Source organism: Candidatus Kryptonium thompsonii (genome assembly GCF_001535985.1).
Classification (GTDB): Bacteria; Bacteroidota; Ignavibacteria; order Kryptoniales; family Kryptoniaceae; genus Kryptonium; species Kryptonium thompsonii.
In genome coordinates this window covers 1-21128 of record NZ_CZVS01000006.1, presented here as the reverse complement: position 1 = coordinate 21128, position 21128 = coordinate 1, and the positions used below count along the sequence as shown (strand labels likewise).

Annotated in this window: 15 protein-coding genes and 1 pseudogene; 3 read left to right on the top strand and 13 right to left on the bottom strand. The window is 37.0% G+C overall.

The window, feature by feature from the left end:
• Positions 1–28 precede the first annotated feature (28 nt).
• Complete coding sequence (locus tag AWW78_RS10480; RefSeq protein WP_159421021.1) at positions 29–199, bottom strand: hypothetical protein; 171 nt, start codon at positions 197–199, stop codon at positions 29–31.
• A 178-nt stretch (positions 200–377) separates the two neighbouring features.
• On the opposite strand from AWW78_RS10480, the gene AWW78_RS01075 reads away from it, so the two are divergent.
• Together AWW78_RS01075 and AWW78_RS01070 are read left to right on the top strand one after the other, a co-directional pair.
• Positions 378–935, top strand: coding sequence for a Crp/Fnr family transcriptional regulator (locus AWW78_RS01075; RefSeq protein WP_075426006.1), 558 nt, complete (start codon positions 378–380; stop codon positions 933–935).
• Between the two features lie 2 nt (positions 936–937).
• The gene (locus AWW78_RS01070) at positions 938–1387 is read left to right on the top strand and encodes a universal stress protein (protein WP_047133847.1); all 450 of its coding nucleotides are present in this window, start codon (positions 938–940) and stop codon (positions 1385–1387) included.
• 2 nt (positions 1388–1389) lie between these two features.
• Here the strand turns inward: AWW78_RS01070 and tpiA are convergent, their stop codons facing one another.
• The 3 genes and pseudogenes from tpiA to lat all read right to left on the bottom strand — a co-directional run bounded on the left by tpiA (position 1390) and on the right by lat (position 6560).
• The gene (gene tpiA / locus AWW78_RS01065) at positions 1390–2172 is read right to left on the bottom strand and encodes a triose-phosphate isomerase (protein WP_047133846.1); all 783 of its coding nucleotides are present in this window, start codon (positions 2170–2172) and stop codon (positions 1390–1392) included.
• A gap of 64 nt (positions 2173–2236) precedes the next feature.
• A complete protein-coding gene (locus AWW78_RS01060; RefSeq protein ID WP_082349214.1) occupies positions 2237–5017 on the bottom strand; it encodes a vitamin B12-dependent ribonucleotide reductase in 2781 nt (926 codons plus the stop codon).
• A 204-nt stretch (positions 5018–5221) separates the two neighbouring features.
• Positions 5222–6560, bottom strand: a pseudogene (gene lat, locus AWW78_RS01055) (L-lysine 6-transaminase).
• Between the two features lie 148 nt (positions 6561–6708).
• On the opposite strand from lat, the gene AWW78_RS01050 reads away from it, so the two are divergent.
• The gene (locus AWW78_RS01050; protein WP_047133845.1) at positions 6709–6906 is read left to right on the top strand and encodes a hypothetical protein; all 198 of its coding nucleotides are present in this window, start codon (positions 6709–6711) and stop codon (positions 6904–6906) included.
• 18 nt (positions 6907–6924) lie between these two features.
• On the opposite strand, the gene AWW78_RS01045 is transcribed toward AWW78_RS01050, so the two are convergent.
• The 9 genes from AWW78_RS01045 to AWW78_RS01005 all read right to left on the bottom strand — a co-directional run bounded on the left by AWW78_RS01045 (position 6925) and on the right by AWW78_RS01005 (position 21071).
• Complete coding sequence (locus AWW78_RS01045) at positions 6925–7515, bottom strand: hypothetical protein (protein ID WP_075426005.1); 591 nt, start codon at positions 7513–7515, stop codon at positions 6925–6927.
• Between the two features lie 60 nt (positions 7516–7575).
• Positions 7576–8787, bottom strand: coding sequence for a hypothetical protein (locus AWW78_RS01040; protein ID WP_075426004.1), 1212 nt, complete (start codon positions 8785–8787; stop codon positions 7576–7578).
• Complete coding sequence (locus AWW78_RS01035) at positions 8775–10076, bottom strand: c-type cytochrome (protein WP_075426003.1); 1302 nt, start codon at positions 10074–10076, stop codon at positions 8775–8777. The genes AWW78_RS01040 and AWW78_RS01035 overlap by 13 nt, the downstream gene beginning before the upstream one ends.
• Position 10077: 1 nt before the next feature.
• Positions 10078–12024, bottom strand: coding sequence for a quinol:electron acceptor oxidoreductase subunit ActD (locus AWW78_RS01030; protein ID WP_075426002.1), 1947 nt, complete (start codon positions 12022–12024; stop codon positions 10078–10080).
• Entirely contained in the window at positions 12021–14945 is a 2925-nt protein-coding gene (locus AWW78_RS01025) for a 4Fe-4S dicluster domain-containing protein (RefSeq protein WP_075426001.1), read from the bottom strand. The genes AWW78_RS01030 and AWW78_RS01025 overlap by 4 nt, the downstream gene beginning before the upstream one ends.
• A 190-nt stretch (positions 14946–15135) precedes the next feature.
• Entirely contained in the window at positions 15136–16545 is a 1410-nt protein-coding gene (locus AWW78_RS01020; RefSeq protein WP_159421219.1) for a sigma-54-dependent transcriptional regulator, read from the bottom strand.
• Positions 16529–18892, bottom strand: coding sequence for a PAS domain-containing sensor histidine kinase (locus AWW78_RS01015; RefSeq protein WP_075426650.1), 2364 nt, complete (start codon positions 18890–18892; stop codon positions 16529–16531). Before AWW78_RS01015 ends, AWW78_RS01020 begins: the two co-directional genes overlap by 17 nt.
• Before the next feature lie 326 nt (positions 18893–19218).
• Complete coding sequence (locus tag AWW78_RS01010) at positions 19219–20013, bottom strand: thioredoxin domain-containing protein (protein ID WP_047133841.1); 795 nt, start codon at positions 20011–20013, stop codon at positions 19219–19221.
• Positions 19998–21071, bottom strand: a complete 1074-nt coding sequence (locus AWW78_RS01005; RefSeq protein WP_075425999.1) for a cbb3-type cytochrome c oxidase subunit I — start codon at positions 21069–21071, stop codon at positions 19998–20000. The genes AWW78_RS01010 and AWW78_RS01005 overlap by 16 nt, the downstream gene beginning before the upstream one ends.
• Between the last annotated feature and the right edge of the window lie 57 nt (positions 21072–21128).

The following is a 21128-nucleotide window of genomic DNA, read 5'->3' as shown; positions in this document are numbered from 1 at the left end:
CCGGGGATAGGGGTAATGAATCTTTGGTTTATAAAACAACGCCAAGGGAAACTCTATGGGCTTGCTTTAGCCTGTAAAGATCCGAATAGGAATAATCAAATTTTAATCTTATGGATGAGCCTGGGATGCCAAGATTTAAACCGGCTCCAGCATTCAATGTAAACTTTCCACGAGTTTCATCAACCGCATATCTTTTCATTCCACCAATTGCAATTGGCTAAGAAAGTTATTAACTTTCCCCATATTTACCCATTGCTTGCACCAACAATTAAAAAATATAACCTACTCTTCATAAATCTTAGAAACGACTGAACCCGTTGTTTTTTTAAGCTTAGTTTTTTATTTTATTTAAAACAAAAGTTAATGTGATCTTAAAAATGATACCAAGAGATATTTTTTGGGCAAATATATTCAGGGGCAGAAAAAAGAAAGATGAAACCGTTGAAGCTATATTGAAGGATGTTCCTGCTTTCTCGCATCTTGAACCCAAAGAAATTTCACTGCTTGCATCGATCGTTCACAAGAGGGAATATAAAGCAGGAGAGTATATATTCTATCAAGGAGACCCAGGCCTTGGTATGTATATCATTCAAGAAGGTGAAGTGTTGATTCAATACACAGACCCAGATGGAAATAAAAAAGAACTGGCAATTTTAAAAGATGGTGATTTCTTCGGTGAAATTGCACTTATAGATGAATCTCCACGATCTGCGTCAGCGATTTGTCGAACGGATTGTCAAATAATTGGCTTCTTTAGACCCGACCTTTTTGAAATAATTGAAAAACATCCACGCCTTGGAATTAAAATTGTTCTTAAACTCGCCGAAATAATCGCAGAAAGACTGAGAAGGACAAATCAGGAAGTCACCCAACTAAAAGCAGAAATTGAAGCATTAAAATCAAACATTGAAGAATTGAAAGCAAACCAGGGATAAAAATGAACGAAATCAAAAAAATTCTCATCCCCATTGATTTTTCAGAGCATTCGCTCTTTGCCCTCGAATATGCAAAACTCTTTGCAGAAAAATTCAACGCCGAACTTATTCTTTTAAATGTTGTCGAACCAATTATGTTTGTAGCCGACTTAACAATGGGTCAAGTTAACATACCCTCAATCGAGGGTGAGTTGATACAAAAATCAGAAGATAAAGTTAATGAAATCGTAAATGCTTTAAAAGATAAATATAATGTCCGCGGGCTTGTGAAACTTGGAAAACCCTATACTGAGATAATCGAATTTGCTAAAAGTGAAAATGTTGATCTTATTGTGATTGGATCACATGGACATACTGGGGTTGAGCATCTATTATTCGGCAGCACCGCGGAAAAGGTGATAAGAAAATCCACATGCCCAGTTTTAATAGTAAGACCGCAACCTCAAAAGTAAATTCAATTCTTCTTCTCAACAGATGCAGTTTCACCTGCTTTTATGATCTTCAAAAACGCATCAACTTTTAAGCTTGCACCTCCAACAAGCGCACCATCGACATCGGGTTGGGAGAGAAGGGAATAAGCATTTTCAGGTGTGACACTACCACCATATTGAATTGTTAAGTTCTGTGCTATACCATCATTAAACAAGCCAGCAACGAGCTCCCTTATAAATCTTTGCGCTTCCTGCGCTTGGTCTGGCGTGGCATTTCTTCCAGTTCCAATCGCCCAAACTGGTTCATATGCAATTACAACATTTCTCATTTGCTCGTAAGTTAAACCTTCAAGAACTCCCTTTATCTGTTTTTCGAGAACTTTAAATGTTTCCCCATTTTCCCTCTCCTCAAGGGTTTCGCCAACGCAAACTATTGGTTTCAAGCCAAATTCAATTGCTTTTTTAACCTTTTTATTTACAATTTCATCTGTCTCACCAAAATATCTCCTACGCTCTGAATGCCCGAGGATAACATATTCACACCTTACCGATTTTAACATCTTCGGTGAAATTTCCCCTGTGTATGCCCCCTCAACTTCATAAAACATGTTTTGTGCCCCAATTTTTATATTTGTCTCTCTCAAAATATCCGAGGCAATAAAAAGAGATGTAAACGGTGGGCATACCACAACTTCGACATTCAAGTTTTGCCCAATTAAATTATTTTTCAGAGGAAGGAGAAAATCAAAGGTTTCTTTGATATCTTTGTTCATCTTCCAGTTTCCAGCAATTATCATCTTTCGCATTTTTCTATGTGCTTTTTTATTTAAAAATTAAAAAGGGCATCCACAAGGGGATGCCCAATTTGATTTACGAACAGCCACTAGTTGAACCGCAATTTGGGCAAACATAACAAGAACCAGACCTCTGCATTATAGCCCCACAGCTTGGACATGGTGGAGCATCAGATTGAATTTCAAAAATTTGCTTTTCATACTTCTCAAGCGTTTCGCTTCTTAAAACAACCTTCTCTTGGGATAAATGAATCTCATTTAAAATATCTGTGTGATCAACATTGCTCGGCTGTTCCTCTGGCTTCAGAAACTTTTTACCAAGCCATCTGAAAATGTAGTCAATTATTGATTTCGCAATTGGTATCTCGGGATTGTTTGTGAAACCACTTGGTTCAAACCTCATATGGCTAAATTTATCAACGAGAACTTTCAAAGGCACTCCATACTGAAGCGCAAGTGAAATTGCTGTTGCGAAGGCATCCATCAATCCACTCAAAGTTGAACCTTCTTTACTCATCGTTATGAAAATTTCCCCAGGTGTTCCATCTGGATACATTCCAACAGTTATATAGCCCTCATGACCAGCGACGCTGAATTTATGCGTGATTGAATTTCTCTCATCCGGAAGGCGACGGCGCACCGGTTTAAATTCAACTTTCTTTTCTTCACCAGCTGATGTTTTCTTTTCATCATCGATGCTTGTGGAGAGTGGTTGGGTTCCTTTGCTACCATCACGGTAAATTGCTATTGCTTTAAGTCCCATCTTCCACGCATCAATATACAACTGCATAACATCATCAACAGTCACATCGTTCGGCATGTTGACTGTTTTTGAAATAGCCCCAGATATAAATGGTTGAACAGCTGCCATCATCTTAACATGACCCATATAGTGGATAAATCTCTTACCCTTAGCTGGTTTGAACGCACAATCAAAAACTGGCAAATGCTCGGGCTTCAAATGTGGAGCTCCCTCAATCGTGTCGTTTTTATCAATATAATTAACTATCTCCTCGATCTGTTTGTCCGTATAACCAAGCTTTTTCAGGGCAAGTGGAACAGTGTTATTTACAATTTTCAAAAACCCGCCACCGACAAGCTTCTTATACTTAACAAGTGCAATATCCGGCTCAATTCCTGTTGTATCACAATCCATCATAAATCCAATTGTTCCCGTTGGTGCGATAACTGTCACCTGCGAATTTCTATATCCATACTTTTGCCCAAGTTCATAAGTCTCTGACCAGATTTTTTTAGCGGATTCATATAACTCCTCGGGAATTAAGCTTTTATCGATCTTATCCACATATGACATATGTTTTCTTATCACACCAAGCATCGGCTCTCTGTTAAGTTCATAACCTCTGAAAGGACCCATTTCTTTTGCAATCAAAGCCGATTGCCTATATGCTTCACCTGTCATGATCGCAGTTATCACAGCTGCATAAGCTCGTGCTGGTTCACTATCATATGGAAGCCCAAGTGACATCAGCAAAGCCCCAAGATTTGCATACCCAAGTCCAAGGGGCCTGTAGTCGTAACTATTTTTCTCAATTGCTTTCGTTGGATAGCTTGCATTATCAACTATTATTTCTTGAGCGGTTATCAAAACATCTACTGCATGGCGAAACGCCTCAACATCAAAACTTCCATCTTCCTTTCTAAACTTCATCAAATTTAAAGAAGCAAGATTACAAGCAGTATCATCAAGAAACATAAACTCAGAACATGGATTGCTTGCATTTATTCTACCAGTGTTTGGACATGTATGCCAATTATTGATCGTTGTGTCAAATTGCATTCCTGGATCTCCACAAAGCCACGCTGCTTCAGCTATCATACGCATTATATCCCTTGCCCTATATGTATCGCATATCTCACCAGTTGTGACATATCTTGTATGCCACTCTTTATCCTCAAGAACTGCCTTCATAAATTCATCTGTCACCCTGACAGAGTGATTCGCATTTTGAAATTGAACAGAGTCGTAAGCACCGCCGGGCACATTAAACCCAGGATCATAACCTGCTTTTATTAAAATATGTGCCTTCTTTTCTTCCTCGGCTTTTGACTTGATGAAATCAATAATATCAGGATGATCGACATTAAGTATAACCATTTTTGCTGCTCTTCTGGTCTTTCCACCACTTTTTATAACACCAGCGAAGGCATCAAACCCACGCATAAATGAAACTGGACCGCTTGCAATTCCTCCGCCGGAAAGTTTTTCCTTTGATGAACGAAGTGTTGAAAAGTTCGTCCCAGTGCCGGAGCCATATTTAAAAAGCATTCCCTCGGTTTTCACAAGCTCAAGAATTGACTCCATCGTATCCTGAACTGAATTTATAAAACAAGCAGAAGCTTGCGGTTTCTCCTCAATCCCAACATTGAACCAAACAGGTGAATTAAAAGAAGCATATTGATTCACGAGCAAATAAGCAAGCTCATTATAAAAAATATCAGCGTCCTCATCGCTTGCAAAATATCCATCCCTTATCCCCCAATTGGTTATAGTCCTCGCAACTCTTTCTATCAACTGTTTAACACTGTATTCTCTTTCAGGAGTGCCAACTTGACCATGGAAATATTTTGACACAACTATATTCGTTGCAAGCATCGACCAGAAAGCGGGCACCTCAACCCCTTTTTGTTCAAAAACAACCTCACCTCTTTCATTTGTTATCACCGCATCTCTTATTTCCCACTGGATCTCATCAAATGGATGAACGCCCGGTTTCGTAAAAAATCTATGAAACTTTAAACCTTTTCCTGAAGATTTATATAAGGATAAAGTTTCCTCTTCGTGAGTGTCAACTTTAGTTGTGACACTCATCGCTTCCTTTTTAATCTTCTCCATACAAACCTCCTTTTAAATTGTTTTAAAAAAATACATCAGGGTTCTCCGCTTTCACAAAACATTAAAATTAATTAGCGGTTTTGCTATAATGTAAGAAGTAAAATTCTAATTGTCAAGTCGGCAGAGTGAATTTAACATATATATATGAATTTCAAGACTTATGGTAAGCTTTAAAGCGCATCCAAACTTTAATTGTGTTAAGAACTAATCTTTCAGTTCAAGGAGCGATTTCCTTATTATCTCTATCCCCTCGTCAACCTCATCTTTTGTAATTGTCAACGGTGGTCTAAATCTTATCGATCTTTCTCCGCAACCTATCATCACAGCGCCGTTTTCATAAACCTTTTTCAAAAACTTTTTCCTAAATTCGGCATCAGGCAAATCAAATGCACACATCAATCCACGCCCACGAGCATTCGAAATAATTTCTGGAAATTCGCTCTGAAGCTCAACCAGTTTGTTTAAAAGATGTTCACCAACAACTCTTGCGTTTTCGAGTAAATTCTCTTCATGGATGACCTCAAGTACCCTTGCAAATCTTATCATATCCGTTAAATTCCCCCCAAATGTTGAATTTATCCTGCCCGAAACATGAAAAAACATTATCCTTCACCTCGTCAACTCGTTCACTCACAAGAATTCCACAAACCTGTGTTTTCTTCCCGAAGGCAATTATATCTGGCTTAACAAAATGTTCATGTGCCCACATCTTACCCGTCAAACCAACTCCAGTTTGAACTTCATCCATTATGTACATAATTTCATTCTCATCACAGATCTCACGCAGAGCGACGAGAAACTCTTTTCTGAAGTGATTATCACCGCCCTCTGCTTGAATTGGCTCAATTATTAAAGCAGCTATATTATGCCCATGTTCTTTTATCGCCTCTTTTATCTGATTCAATGCAAGTTGTTCTTCTTCTTCAACCTTTTTTAAATTTTCTTCATTAAGCGGGAATTTAATCGCAGGATTATGAATGCGGGGCCACTTAAACTTGGGGAAATATTTATGTTTTATCGGGTCTGTATTGGTAAGCGAAAGCGTATAGCCAAGGCGTCCGTGAAATGCCTGACGAAAATGTATAACAACCATTTTTGATTCATCTTCAATCGACTTGTAAAATCCACGCTCAAGATTTTTTTGCATCTTCCAGTCAAAAGCGACTTTTAATGCATTCTCAACCGCAGGAGCTCCACCCTCGATAAAAAATGCATACTTAAAATAATTTGGCACAGCAAGGCTAAAAAATGTTTCAACAAATTCCGCATATTCAGCTGGGTAAATATCTGAAAGCGTTGGCTTATTAATTGCAACAAGCGTTAATTTTTCAAGGAAATCTTTCTCAAGCAATTTCGGATGGTTCATACCAAGAGCTGAAGAAGCAAAAAATGAAAATAGATCTAAATATGTTTTTCCCGTTTTTGCATCAACGAGACGCCTGCCTTGGCTTCTCTTAAGGTCAAGAACCATTTCAAATCCATCAGCAAGTATGTGCTTTGATAAGGTGCTGTGAACTTCGGTGGGAGAAATTTTTACCGCCATTTATCACCTATTTTTGTTGTTAATTTGCTTTGAAAATTTAAAAATTACCCCCCAAAAATCAAAATCTTGATCTGAATCACTTCAAAAATCTCAAAATTTTTGCTAAATTAAAACCAAATAACAAAAAAATCATAGATTAACAAACGATATGAAGGAATCAAAAGGACCTCAGTATCTGTCCGAATATCTTGATGAGATCGTTGAAGAAGGGCGCCGGCAACCCCTCAATGGAAAGATAAACTGGAAATATATTCTTGTACTGCTTCTTCCATTTGGGACATTAATATTGGTAGCACTTCTTATCCTTAAAAACTTAATTCAACGAAACGCAGAAAAAACTCCATAAGAAAGAAATCATCTTGAATTATCGGCTCAATATTAAATTAATATAAACCGAGCCTTTTTCGGGAACCTTAACTTTTATATCTTTTCCCCTCAGTTTTTCATGCCAAACTTTTAATGTATACTCACCGGGTGGAATATCTTTTATAGTAAAATTCCCTCCCCTATCGGTGACCGCAAAGTAGGGCGTTTTAAGAACAACTATATAAGCTTCCATCTCCGGATGAACATTGCAAAGTATTGTCACAATGCATGGTTTTGTAAATGTATATTTTTTAACATCACCTTTAAACCATGTGCCCAAATCCAGCTCACCAGGACATACATCGGGCAAAAAAACATTGTGCAAGACATTGTCATTATTTAAAAAATAAACTGTGGTCCCAACAAGAATTGGTAAAACATGGGGAATAAATTTTAAATTCCGCTGATCCATCACAGCAGGTTCGCCTGGCGGCGAAAATTTTCCCCCCGGTACCTCATCTATATAAACAACAGCATCTTTAACCCCTTTCCCTCCTTGAATCAAAACCTTTCCCTTTATATCACCAGCGTAAACATACCCTTGATTTACAAAGAGAGATAGAAGTAATAAAATCCACAAGATGATCATTCGGAGTTGAACTTTTTTATTAAATTTAACCAAATTCCCACAAGGATTAAAATTGAAAGTTTAAGTGGGATTTAAACTTTCTTTGAAATATGGATGACCCGATGGTATTAAATTATTGCTTGACAAAAATCTGAAGACAACCAGCATAAATATCCCAAGAAAACCAACGAACATCCCAATCTCAAAAATGTCGGGGATTGATTTAGCTTCACTAATTCCTGGGGCAACCATCAAGTACAAATCAAACCAACGCCCCACCAAAATGGCTAATGATGCCCCAACAAGATAAATAACTCTCTGACGAGATTTTTTACTTAAGAGCAAAAAGAAAGGTATCCCAAAATTTGCTATGATGTTTCCATAAAAGATAACCTCGTAGTCATGTGCCCTCTTAAAAAAGTAAGATACTTCTTCAGGTATGTTACCATACCAGATTATAAAAAATTGTGAATACCATAAATATGCCCAAAAGATGCTTAGGCTGAAAACATATTTCCCAAGGTCATTGAGATGATTTTCATTAAGAAGGCTCAAATAACCACGTGCCTTTAAAAACGAAACAAGAATTGTCATTGAGGCAACGCCACTTAAAAACATCCCTGCAAAATTATACCACCCAAAGAGGGCACTATACCAGTGCGGTTCAATCGACATAAGCCAATCCCAACTTGATGTTGAAGTCGTGATCGCAGAGAAGACAACAAACGCCGACGAGTAAAGAACTCCATGTTTTAATAACTTAACATCTCCACTTATATCAAGTCTCAATGAAATTTTCTTTATTAAACTCGAAAGGATAACCCAAGGCAAAATATATATAACTGTACGAAATGTAAAGAAACCTGGCTCAAGATATAAAAATTTATTCGGGAACTTTACACTTAATTCAGCAGAATGAACCCACGGATAAATTCTGCCGGGATCAATGCAAAGCGCAAGTATAACTAAACCAGCTACGGGGAAATATGAAGAGATCGCTTCGGGAACACGCTTAAAACAAACATACCAACTTGTGCCAGCTAGATATTGAACTGCTATGAAGAAAGTTCCAGCGAATGAAATACTCAAGAAATAAAAATTGTTAACAAAAATCGCCACAAGTATCCTTTTTAACGGATATCCATTTAAAACAGCGTATGATAATGAGACAATCCCAATCAAAATTAAAACAAAAACGAAAATCCTAAGCCCTCTTGTAAAATTAAATCTCTCAGACGGTGCGTAGTTATTTATATTCATGTTCGATGCAAAACTTTTGTTTAGTAATGACATGTTTGACAATCAAGTTTATTTACATCAACTACAGTGATCTTTTGGTTAGTTTTTATGTCATAATATCTGTTACTCAAATCAATTGAAGCTTTCCTATGACAATCTATACACCACCCCATTGAAAGTGAGTAAAACTGCTTCATAACATCCATTTGCTCAACAGGACCATGACATCTCTGGCAGTCTATTTTTCCAACTTTAACATGCTGAGCGTGACTGAAGCGAACGTGCGCAGGGAGAAAGTTAACCTTTGTCCACCTTATTGGTTCTGAATTTGAGAACGCTTCAAAAATCTTTTTTATTTCCACCTCTCCCGTATTTTTTCCCTCCGTTATAAATTTGTGACAATTCATACATGTTTCAACAGATGGAACCCCAGCGACAGGACCTTTTTCAGCTGCAAAATGACAATAAAGGCAGTTAATTTTATATTCACCAGCGTGAACTTTGTGCGAAAATATTATAGGCTGCTCCGGTTGATAACCTTCCTGCCTCCCAAAAGATGCGAAATAGTTAAAAAATTGAACGCCAAGATAGATAACAACAGGAATTAAAGTTAAAAAAATCAGCGCTAAATAATTTTTTCTAAGCAAAGTAATAACCGCAGTCACCAGCAAAAATGCAATCGCTATTATTATCATATCTCTGTTTCCCACCTTACCTCCCGGGTAAAAATCCAAAGAAGCGGAAATTTTAGGTTTTGATAAAGTATCCCTTTGAACAGGTTGACTTTCAGAAAGATTTTGTAAATAACGCACATAGGATACAATTTTCCATCTTTCTTCCGGGGTTAGCACACCGCCATACGAGTTCATTAGACCAAAACCATGAGTTATGACAAAATAAATCTGACCCTCAGAAAGATTTTTGACCACCTCAGATGCCAAATCCATGGTAGTTAACTTTGGAAATTGTTCACTTTTTGTGACAGGTCCATCTCCCCTGCCAGCTTCACCATGACAAACACTACAGTATATATCGTATAGCCGTTTCCCCTCAGCCAGAACGCTTTGAGTTGAAGCAAATGGATTTTTAAGTTCTCTTCCGGCTCTTTCAAAACCATCTATATCATTTGGATATGGAAAGGGCTTATGCCCACGGGGTACAGTTCCTTCCACAGGTGTAAGTGCTGATCTACCCAAGGGAAGCTTTGGGTTTTCAGAGTAAGATGGATAAGGTAAATAATGTGCCATATCTGGGGCATATTCAAAATTTGGTTTCTTGGAATCTTTGCAAGATATAAGGAACAAAGCCAAAATTAGAAAAGTTATTTTAAATTTTGCTTTCATGTCATTTCTCTTGCTTGATTTTAATCTCAATTGCCCCAGTTTCAAATGCAATTCCATATAATTTATCTATTATCTCCCTCCTCAAACTGAATTCATCAAAATCAATCAACACAACAAATTTATCGCCTGTATCATCTATAATCGGATTAAGGCTTTTTGCTCCTGGAAACAATTCACTTCTGAAGAAAAATGAGAAAACAGAGGCAAGGGCTGAGAATAACACCGTTAACTCAAATGTAATTGGGATAAAAGAAAGGAACGAGAAATAAGGTTTACCGCCAAAATTCATTGGCCAGTCAAGAGCATGAACCCATGACTGAAACACAAAACCTGTAACAGCACCAATAGAACCAGCAAAGAAAGCAACCTTCGGTAGCCTTGTTTTTTTCAAATTTAAAATTTCATCAATTCCATGAATGTGAAATGGTGTAAATACATCAACAACTTTAAAGTTCAAACTTACAAATTTTTTCAATCCTTCAATTAACTTGTTCTCGTCGTTATAAATAATCATAAACTGCTGCCCCCGAAAACTTGAAAACCTCGGCAATTCAACAGGCTTATTGTCTTTAACGAGTTCCCCATCTCCTTTTACCACCTCACTTGAAACTTTAAAAATTGATTTAATCTCAGCAATTGAAACAACAGGGAAAAACTTCGCAAAGATAAGAAAAGCTGTAAAGAAAAATCCAAGCGTCCCAACGAATAAACCAATTTCAACTACGCTTGGGATATAAATTGTCCAGCTTGATGGGAGATAATCCCTATGAAGGGAAGTTACAATTATCACAAATCTTTCAAGCCACATCCCTACATTTATAAGAATTGATATGATAAATGTTGACAAAATACTTGTCCTCACCCTTTTCAACCAGAAAAATTGAGGCAGGACAGCATTGAAAAGAAGCATGAGCCAATAAAGCCATCTATATGGACCTTTTATTCTGTTAAGAACCACGGAAAACTCATATGGATTATTTGAATACCAGGCCATAAATATCTCTGTGAAGTAGGCTATACCAACAAGTGAACCTGTCAAGAGAAGCATTTTATTCATTGTCTCTATATGCTTCAAAGTTATGTAATTTTCGAGCTTAAAAACTTTTCGCATAACAATCACAAGAGTTTGAACCATTGCAAATCCCGAGAAGATAGCCCCTATGACAAAATAGGGTGGAAATATGGTTGAATGCCAGCCAGGAATCACAGAAGTTGCAAAGTCCAAGCTGACTATGCTATGAACAGATACAACAAGTGGTGTAGCAAGACCTGCAAGTATAGTTGATAATACTTCATGTCTGTGCCACTGCTTTAACGAGCCACTCCACCCAAAACTAAGCACATTATAAACAAATCTTCTCAATCTTGATTTTGTCCTGTCCCTCAATGTAGCGATGTCTGGTATAAGCCCTGTGTACCAGAATAGAAGGGACACTGTGAAATAAGTGAAAATGGCAAAAAAGTCCCAAACGAGAGCGGAGTTAAAGTTCACCCACAAAGGACCACGGGTGTTAGGATAGGGAATTATATAGAAAAACAGCCATGGTCTCCCCATATGTATAAGTGGAAAGAAACCAGCGCACATAACTGCAAAAATCGTCATAGCTTCTGCAGTCCTGCTTACAGCTGTTCTCCACCTTTGTTTGAGAATTAGCAGTATTGCGGATATAAAAGTCCCAGCGTGACCAATTCCTATCCACCAAACAAAATTTGTTATATCCATTGCCCAATTCACCGTCTTATTCAAACCCCAAGTGCCGATCCCTTCATAAATAGTGATAAAACTTGAGATAACCCCGATCAAAAAAGCTGATAATGATATCCCTATCGCAATATACCAGTATTTACCAGGTTTTGATTCAACATTGACACAAAGATCATCCGTTACTTGCTTATAATTTTTCACTCCGAGAATTAATGGCTCTCTCAAGTGTGATACAAATTTCATGTCTTACTGTTCTTTACTTTTGCAAGGTAACCCACGCCTGGTTTTGTGTTTAATTCCTCAAGGACAAAATAAAGTCTTTGACTTTTAAATTTTTTTGAGACTTCACTTTCAGGGTCATTTAAATCTCCAAAAACTATTGCCTTTGTTGGACATGCTTGCTGACATGCTGTTTTTATCTCCCCATCTTTAAGTTTACGGTTTTCCATCTTCGCCTTTAACTTCCCTGCCTGAATTCGCTGGATACAAAATGTGCATTTCTCTGTAACACCCCTTGACCTCACAGTTACATCAGGGTTTAAAACCATCCTCTCAATTTCATCGTCCATTATAGCAATTATATGTTCATTTCCAGAAAAGCTATCAGCCCCAGTGTAATCATACCAGTTAAATCTGCGAACTTTATAAGGACAATTGTTAAGACAGAATCTAACGCCAATACACCTGTTATAAATTTGTTGGCTGATGCCCTCGCTGCTGTGCATAGTTGCAGAAACAGGGCATACCGCTTCACACGGCGCATTGTCACAATGTTGACACATCATCGGTTGAAAAACAACTTTAGGATTTTTGGGATCACCCAAATAATATCTATCAATTCTTATCCAGTGCATCTCCCTTGCATTTAAAACCTCCTCCCTCCCAACAACAGGGATATTATTCTCAACCTGGCACGCTATAACACAAGCCCCACATCCAATACATGCATTAAGATCGATAACCATACCCCAATGATGAATGGGATATTTGTGCTCTGGATAGAATGACAATCCTTCACCTGTATGATCCCTTGCAAGCTTGCCATTTTTTAAATCCTCAAGCGTCATTTCTTTAATTATGGGTCTCCCCTCAAGCTCGGAATGAAGTTGTGTCTGAGCAAGCTTATAACTTTTGACCGTTTTTTCAAACCTCACCCCATCAGCAAAGTCCCTACCAACAGTTGCAGAGTATCTAAATGTCCCATCCTCATAAATGATAAACGGAAAAACATTAACACCAACACCATTCCCTATTTTACCAGCCCTCCATCTTCCATATCCAAGGGCAACTGCAAATGTTCCATAAGCTTGACCCGGTTGAATGAAAATAGGTAAATCGACCGCATATCTTCCGTAAGATAATTTTACGACATCACCCTGCTTCAAATTATTTTCAAGCGCAAATTCAGGGGAAACACTAACATAATTATCCCAACAAACTTTTGTAATTGGGTCCGGTAACTCTTGAAGCCATGGATTATTTGCGTATCTTCCATCCGAAACAGAAATATCCTGATATAAAATAAGTTCAATTTTTCCATCCAAGCTCTTCAATTTAGGTTTAAGCGAGTTTACAGCATCAGCAATAATTTCATAAGTTGGTCTATATTTCCGCACACTTTTATTTGAAGTTTTAACCTCATATACCCCCTTCTCAAGACATTCAATCCAAATCCTTTTGAAATCTTCTTCATTTTTAACCTTCAATATATCTTCACGCCAATGCTCTTGCATATATGTTAAGTAATCTGCCGACCTATTCATCCAGAGCAAAAAACTTTCCTGTCCTTGCCTTGTGTTGAAAAGATTGCCAATAACAGGTTGTGAAAAACTGTAATGCCCCTTCTTTGGCTCCGCATCGTTCCATGATTCAAGGTAATGATGATCTGGACAAAAATATTTAACATGCTCTGCGGTTTCATCAAAATAATTTGAAATTGAAATCGTCAAAGGAACCTTTCTCAAAGCGTTAACAAATCTTTCAGGCTCAGGAAAACTATAAACAGGATTTACATGGTAAAGTATCAGCGCACTTACTTCGCCGTTTTCCATCTCCTCAATCAATCTGTAAACTCCCGAATCAATCCCCTGCCTTAAATAGCACGGGTTATTAAGGTCAATTGTGTTTCCATAGTTGTTAAGTATCAAATTTATCGCATTTATTAAAATTTGAACATTTATATCGTTTGAATCTGAAATAACAATGGATTTACTCCTATTTGCCCACAGCTCCAATGCAATTTTTGATAAAACTTCATTGTGTTCCGAGCTCATCTTATCTCCTATAATATCCCCAAGTTTCCCATTGTTTGATGAAATCTTAAGAAGATTGTTAAGCAAACCCAAGATAATTTTTACTTCATCTGATGGTTTTACTGGAACCCTTATGTCAGCATTACTTCCCGTAAGCGAAAGTCGGGACTCAAATTGGATATGTTTTAAGATTTTATTTCTCGCCAAATTTTCCTCGGGCTTGCGCGCAAGAGAGTATTTATATGCATATTCAACTGGGGAAATCCAAGTGCCAAGAAAATCAGCGCCAAAACTTACCACAATGTTTGCTTTGTCAAACATATAATCAGGAATTGCTTGTACCCCAAAACATTTTTTGTTTGCCTCAAGAACGGCGGAAGCAGAGCATGTATCGTAAATTATAAGTTCAGTGTTCGGGTAATAATCTGCAAAATCTGATAGAATTTTCTTTGTCGATGGGCTGATTATAGTTTGAGAAAGAATTCTTATTTTCCCACGGTTTTCTTTGATCTTTTTAAGTTCTTCAATTATTTCAGCATCTATTTCCTTCCATTCCACCCTTTTTCTGCTAATCATTGGCTCCTTCGCTCTATCTGAATCATAAAGTCCATGAATTGATGCTTGAACCCTCGGGCTTGTGCCACCAAAAGTTACGGTGGAAAGCTCATTCCCTTCAATTTTTATAGGTCTCCCTTCGATCGTCTTGACAGTGATACTACAATATTCAAGCCCATCAAAAAATGTTGAAGCATACCAAAGCGGAACACCTGGCGTGATCTCTTTAGGTTTCTCAACATAAGGTACGATCTTTTGCACTGGGATGCGCCGACACCCACTTGCAATAATCGCGGAAGAGATGAAAAATCCAACAGTTTTGATAAAATCCCTGCGTGTTATTTTCCTACCAACCATTAAATTTAAAAATTTGTGTTTTTCCAGCCGTAGAAAAATTTTTCAGAAAAGTTAGAAATTCAAATCCTGTGCCAAGAAATTTTTTATCCAAAATTTTTATATTTAAGCATATCTCGTGCAGAGATGTAAAACTACGCTTTTAAGTCAGGTAAATAAAATTTTACATTCACTAAGGGAGGGAATTTTATCATCAGCGGAAGGATTTCGGATCAATGTTATATTTTTTGAGCAAGTATGTTAAATTCTGCCTAGTGACGCCAGCGGACTTTGCACTCAAGGACACATTACCACGATTTTTCTTTAAGAGTTCAATTAAAAATTTCTTTTCAAAAGCTTCTATAACTTTTCTTCTTGCTTCAGCAAGATTTTCACTAACTATTGGTATATTAAAATCGTCAATATCCCGTTTCCCTGATTTTAAATTCTCAGGTAAAAGATCAGGTGTTATAATTCCTCCTTTTGAAAGTATGACACACCTTTCTATTATATTTTGAAGCTCCCTTACATTTCCTGGATAATCGTAATTAACAAGAATTTCCATGGCTGAATCTGATATGGCTGATACATTTTTTTTCATTTCCCTGCTGTATTTTTTCAAAAAGTAATTAGCAAGAAGAGGTATATCTTCCCGCCTTTCCCTGAGTGGAGGAACTTCTATAACAAAGACACTAAGTCGGTAATACAAGTCCTCTCTGAAATTTCCTTTTTTAACTTCTTCAATTATGTTAAGATTCGTGGTCGCTATAAATCTTGCCTCAACTTTTATAGTTTCATTCCCGCCAACTCGCTGAAATTCCCTTTCCTGAATAACCCTTAAAAGTTTTTGCTGTAAATTTGAAGGTATTCCTGTTATCTCATCAAGTAGTATTGTCCCTTTTCCTGCAATTTCAAATTTTCCATACTTTCTTTTATCAGCCCCTGTAAAAGCTCCCTTCTCGTGACCGAAAAATTCGCTTTCAAGTAAATTTTCGGGAACAGCTGGACAATTTATAGCGACAAATGGTTCAGAAGCATTTGCCCCACTTCTATGTATAGCCCTTGCAACAAGCTCCTTTCCAGTCCCACTCTCGCCAGTTATTAAAACAGGTGTGGTATTTGGCGTCATTGAGATAACACCTATAAGTTTGAATATTTCTTGTATTTTAGGTGAATTTCCAATTATTTGATATTTTTCCTCATAATCAATCTCACTTTGTTTTATCTCAAATTCCCTCACCTTATTTTTTAACTGGTTCGTTTCAATCGCACGCTGAATTAAAAGACGTATTCTGTTTATATCAAGAGGTTTTGTAAGGTATTCAAACGCCCCAAGCTGAATTGCCTTCACAGCTGTCTGCATTGTCCCATAGCCGGTTATGATCACCACAGGAGTTTCAATTCCTTTGTCTTTAAGCTGTTTAAGAATTTCAAGCCCATCCAACCCTGGCATAGCTATGTCAAGGAAAATTACATCTGGTTTTTCAGCTTGAACTTTTTCCATTACTTCAAATCCGTTCGTTGAGAATATCGGAGTGAAACCATCTTTTTCCAAGACTTTTTTAAAAGCAAAAAGTATATTTTCATCGTCATCAATCACCATTACTTTAGCTTGCCCATGCATCTTTTTCATCCAAGTTTGTTATCAAGTTATTAACTGGTAGATAAATATGAAATTTCGTGCCACTTCCAACTTCACTTTCAACATCGATAACTCCCCCATGATTTGTCACGACCCTTTTGACTATCGATAAACCAAGTCCAGTACCTTCTGCCTTTGTTGTAAAGAATGGCTCAAAGATCTTATCCATATCTTCAGGTGGTATTCCACACCCAGTGTCAGATATAATTATGTGCACGACATCCTCCCCTAGGGCAAATTTAGGCTCAAAATCTTTCCAATTCATCTTCTCAAACATATCCGCATTTAAAACCTCTCTCTTAGTTCGAATTTCTATAACCCCCGCTTTATCAATCGCCTGAAATGCATTAATCAGAATGTTAATAAATGCCTCCTTTAGGGAATTTGCATCGGCATATATTTGAGGAATATTTTTGTCATAATTTTTAACCAGTTTTATATTCTTCTTTTTGAATTGAATTTTCACAAATTCAACTGCAAGCTCGAGAATGCTATTTACATTTATGGGCTCAAACCTTGGTGGGGTTGGTTTGGAAAACTGAAGAAGCTGATTCACTATATTTTCCATCCTGAGAATTGAACTCATTGCAACTGTGAAGGATTCCCTGCTTTCATTACTTAAAGTTTCAGACTCAAGATAGAGTTGAAGTATCATCTTAATTGAGGTGATTGAGTTTCTTATCTCATGGGCTATCACCGAAGCCATTTCCCATACAAATGCAAGTTTTTCAGATTTTATAAGATTTTCTTCCGCTTTCTTTCGTTCAGTCACATCCGTTATCACTTCAAGCACAAATGTATCTCCACTTTCCCTTTGAACAGGGATCATGAAAATTTCAAAATATCTATCTTTCTCTTTGATTAATCTTACAGATGACCTTCCCGTTTTTAACACTTTTTCAAAATCGCATCCCTCACAGAAATCGTAATTTTTAAAACTTTCACGACAATATGTTCCTACAACATCCTCAGGTTTCATATGATTAATCAAAAATCTAACAGCAGAACTTGCAGTAACTATTTTGCGGCTTTCATCGATTAGAAGGAATGCGCTTGGAACATTATCAAGTATACTTTGAAGTTTTTGCTTTTCCTCAATTAGTTCTTTCGTCCGCTGTGCAACAAGTTCCTCAAGATGATTTCTATGCATCTCTATCTCCTTTTCATGCTGAGAAAGCATCTGTGCCATCGTATTAAACTCGTTTGCGAGTTCCTCCAACTCATCGTTTGTTTCAATTTTCAATCTGAAATCATAATTCCCAGATGCAACGATCTGAGCTCCTTTTTTAAGCTCATTTATTGGCTTTGTGATTTGTCCAGCCGCTATGATGGCAAGAATCGAAGATATGGTAAGAAAGAAAATAAAAATTATAACGAAAAAGATTGAAAAGTTATACACGGGTTTAAAGACAAGGTCCCTTTTAACAACTCTTAAAATGATATATCTATTTGAAAGGGGACTTAACTTTGAAAATAAAGGTGCACTGTAAATTATTTGATCCCCGTAATGCAATAACTTTTTGCTACCCAAAATAATCTCTGAATAAACCTTACCAGAGTAATTTGTCAGGAAATTATCTACTTCCCTCGTCGCAAGCAGACGATTCCATTCTTTCTTCCTCTCCGAATGATAGAGATAATACCCCTGCTCATTTAAAATTATCGTCTTCCCCGCATAATGATGTGGATTATCTTCAATAACTTTGAAAACTTCCCTCGCAAAAACATCAGCAACAAGTATAGCTGCAAATTTACCATCAATATAAATTGGGGCAGCACAAGTTATAACTGGGACTATTTCATCATCTGGCGATAAAAGTTCAGCTGGAGCAAAGGATATTTGATCGGGCTTTAAATTACCTATAAGAAGTTTATAATAAGTTCCACCCTGGGTTTCAAATTCATCTTCACGGATAAAGACATAATTCCCATTAACTTTAAGAATTTTGAAAATCTCGGATCCACTCGCATCAAGAACTTTAATCTGGTAATATATACCTTTGATTTGAACAAAGGATAAAATTTCCTTTGCAAGCTCGCCTTGCGACCATGGATCAGGCTTTAATAAATAACTTCTCAGAACATGGGAAGAACGAAGGAAAAAGATATCTTTTTTAACCTCGTTTATAAAGTTTTCAAGGTTTTTCTGAATAAGCTCAACATCATGGCTTATGTTTTCAAATATGATCTGATTAAGATTTTTTATGTTCAAATATGCCCCATAAATTCCAAAAATGGAAAGCGGTATAACAGAGAGACCAATAAATGCGATCAAGAGCTTAGTTTTTATACTTAAATATCTGAAAATTTTATTCAAATTTATCTTCATTTCTCGCTTAAGCCCAACCAATTTGGGAATAGATATATTTTTACTTACAAAAATTTTAAAAATAAAACTTAAAATTGCAATTTGCTTAATCAAAGCCTGCTCACTCTTCACTCTCTTTTGTTGTAAACCTCCTTCACCGCATTGGAATCTAGAAACGAATCTTAATTGAGAAATTTTATTCTAAAGCGAGACTGCTATATCAAGCTCTTTCCCAAGATTTGTTTTTCAAGTGATGTATACGTAAAGAGCAAGCAGCTCAAGAGCAATAAAAAACATCAAAGATATAAGTTGCAATTTTACCTGGGTTCGTTTCTTAGTTATACTTGTTAAAATTTTTCAAGAACACCTAAACCGTAAACTTCACTTAAAACTTTGTTTCCTTTACATCTTATAAAAAGAACGGGGTGTATAATCTGCGGATTTTCTGAAACCTTTTCAGGGATTCCAATACTAAGGTTTAACGATTCTATAAATCTGACGAGATCTTCACGCTCAGCTCTTATAATTTTCACGGTTTTCTTAAATCCGTTTTCAAAGTAGAAGGCTCTTAATTTCTTAACATCATCAGCAGGATTAAGTGATACCATAACAATTGGTATGTTGGATTTCAAGCTTATGCGCTTAACTTCATATATAATCAACGGACAGGAACCGTGGCAACTTATATAGAAAAAAGTTAAGATATATTCATCATCACCCACTTGTGAGAAATTAAAAATGTTCCCATCAATATCAAGAAATTTAATATCTGTTGGAATTTCTTTATCAACTGGAAGAGGAGGACTTGCCACCATATTCGTTCTGATAATATAAACTGGTATTAAGAGTACGACAAGAAAAACTGTGGTGGCGAAAATCCCCCTTCGGAAAAACTTACTTTTAAAGAATAAAATAATCAGAATAGCTGTTATAACAGCTGGCGGTAAAATCATAGAAATCGTTTTTGAAATTATTACATCGCTTCCATAAGCACCATATCCAAAGCAATAAGTTCTTATCAATGATCCAATTTCATTTTCAAAACCACTTAAAAACCACACAGCTATCAAAAACAACCACATAATGTTTATCGCCACTATAGAAATAAACTCAAGCTTTTTTTCAGCTATCTTACCTCCCATACCCTTGATAACCAGTACCAATTTATAATGTACATAATCGCAAGATATAAGAAGAAAATAATCGCCAGAACAATTGTTCCTGGGGTCGAGGTCTTTTCATCTGGATTGCTAACTTGGACAACCTCAGGAAATTTTGGTTTTCCCTCAACTTTTCTACCAAAAATAATTGTTAAAACTGTATGAAGAATAAACACCAACGCACCCAAGAAGGCAACCACAGCGCCAATTCCAAGGGTAGCTTGAAGCAATTCTTTGTATGGAACAACCAAAGCAGAGGTTTCCCATACCCTTCTCGGGATCCCAAATCTACCAAGTGTATTCATTGAAACAGCCATAAGAAACAATCCGCCACCAAATAAAAATGGTTGAATTCTTGCCCAAAACTTTGAAAGCCATTCCCTTCTAAAAATTAACGGAACCACATAATATGCAAGACCCATAAACGCTAGTGAAGTTCCAGCAGCAACTGTTCCATGAAAATGCCCTGGCACACCAAGTGTATTGTGCAATTTCATGTTTATTTGTTCAACTCCCATAATAACACCACTTGCTCCGCCAATAAATCCAAAGATTACAAGGGATATGAAAAACGCAGAAAATGCTGGATTTGACCAGGGTGCTTTTATAAGCCAAGTAAATAAACCTTTATTAAATCCTCTTTTCCTTTGACCAATTTCAGCACTCGCAGGGATAGCGAAGCAATGAATCAAACTTGCAAGAACCGCCATATAAATAACATAACTGGTGTTAAATATTTTCCATGGGGCGCCAAACCCTGGGTCAACAAGTAAATGATGCGCTGAACCAGCATTGATAAAAAGCACGTAAAGTAAGAATGCTGTTCTACTTACTTTCTCAGATGGAGTGACACCACCAACGGTGAAATAAGAGAGCAGATACCACACGGAAACCATAGCAGCTAGGTTAATCTGCTGAGCAGGGTGACCAAACCCCCAAAATAACAATCTGTAGAGAGATGCATCAACAACTTCTATAATACCAAGAGACCATAAAAATGCTGAACCAAGTGCCAGCGCACCGTGGAAAATATTTAACACCAGTTATGTTATTTATATGGCGGTTTTTGCAAGATTTATTTAATGATTCTCTCACCC

What these genes read in the sequence shown, in the direction of transcription:
- AWW78_RS10480 (WP_159421021.1), bottom strand. Translation starts at nt 199, where the DNA reads ATGAAAAGATATGCGGTTGATGAAACTCGTGGAAAGTTTACATTGAAT.
- AWW78_RS01075 (WP_075426006.1), top strand. Translation starts at nt 378, where the DNA reads ATGATACCAAGAGATATTTTTTGGGCAAATATATTCAGGGGCAGAAAA.
- AWW78_RS01070 (WP_047133847.1), top strand. Translation starts at nt 938, where the DNA reads ATGAACGAAATCAAAAAAATTCTCATCCCCATTGATTTTTCAGAGCAT.
- tpiA (WP_047133846.1), bottom strand. Translation starts at nt 2,172, where the DNA reads ATGCGAAAGATGATAATTGCTGGAAACTGGAAGATGAACAAAGATATC.
- AWW78_RS01060 (WP_082349214.1), bottom strand. Translation starts at nt 5,017, where the DNA reads ATGGAGAAGATTAAAAAGGAAGCGATGAGTGTCACAACTAAAGTTGAC.
- AWW78_RS01050 (WP_047133845.1), top strand. Translation starts at nt 6,709, where the DNA reads ATGAAGGAATCAAAAGGACCTCAGTATCTGTCCGAATATCTTGATGAG.
- AWW78_RS01045 (WP_075426005.1), bottom strand. Translation starts at nt 7,515, where the DNA reads ATGATCATCTTGTGGATTTTATTACTTCTATCTCTCTTTGTAAATCAA.
- AWW78_RS01040 (WP_075426004.1), bottom strand. Translation starts at nt 8,787, where the DNA reads ATGTCATTACTAAACAAAAGTTTTGCATCGAACATGAATATAAATAAC.
- AWW78_RS01035 (WP_075426003.1), bottom strand. Translation starts at nt 10,076, where the DNA reads ATGAAAGCAAAATTTAAAATAACTTTTCTAATTTTGGCTTTGTTCCTT.
- AWW78_RS01030 (WP_075426002.1), bottom strand. Translation starts at nt 12,024, where the DNA reads ATGAAATTTGTATCACACTTGAGAGAGCCATTAATTCTCGGAGTGAAA.
- AWW78_RS01025 (WP_075426001.1), bottom strand. Translation starts at nt 14,945, where the DNA reads ATGGTTGGTAGGAAAATAACACGCAGGGATTTTATCAAAACTGTTGGA.
- AWW78_RS01020 (WP_159421219.1), bottom strand. Translation starts at nt 16,545, where the DNA reads ATGCATGGGCAAGCTAAAGTAATGGTGATTGATGACGATGAAAATATA.
- AWW78_RS01015 (WP_075426650.1), bottom strand. Translation starts at nt 18,892, where the DNA reads ATGAAGATAAATTTGAATAAAATTTTCAGATATTTAAGTATAAAAACT.
- AWW78_RS01010 (WP_047133841.1), bottom strand. Translation starts at nt 20,013, where the DNA reads ATGGGAGGTAAGATAGCTGAAAAAAAGCTTGAGTTTATTTCTATAGTG.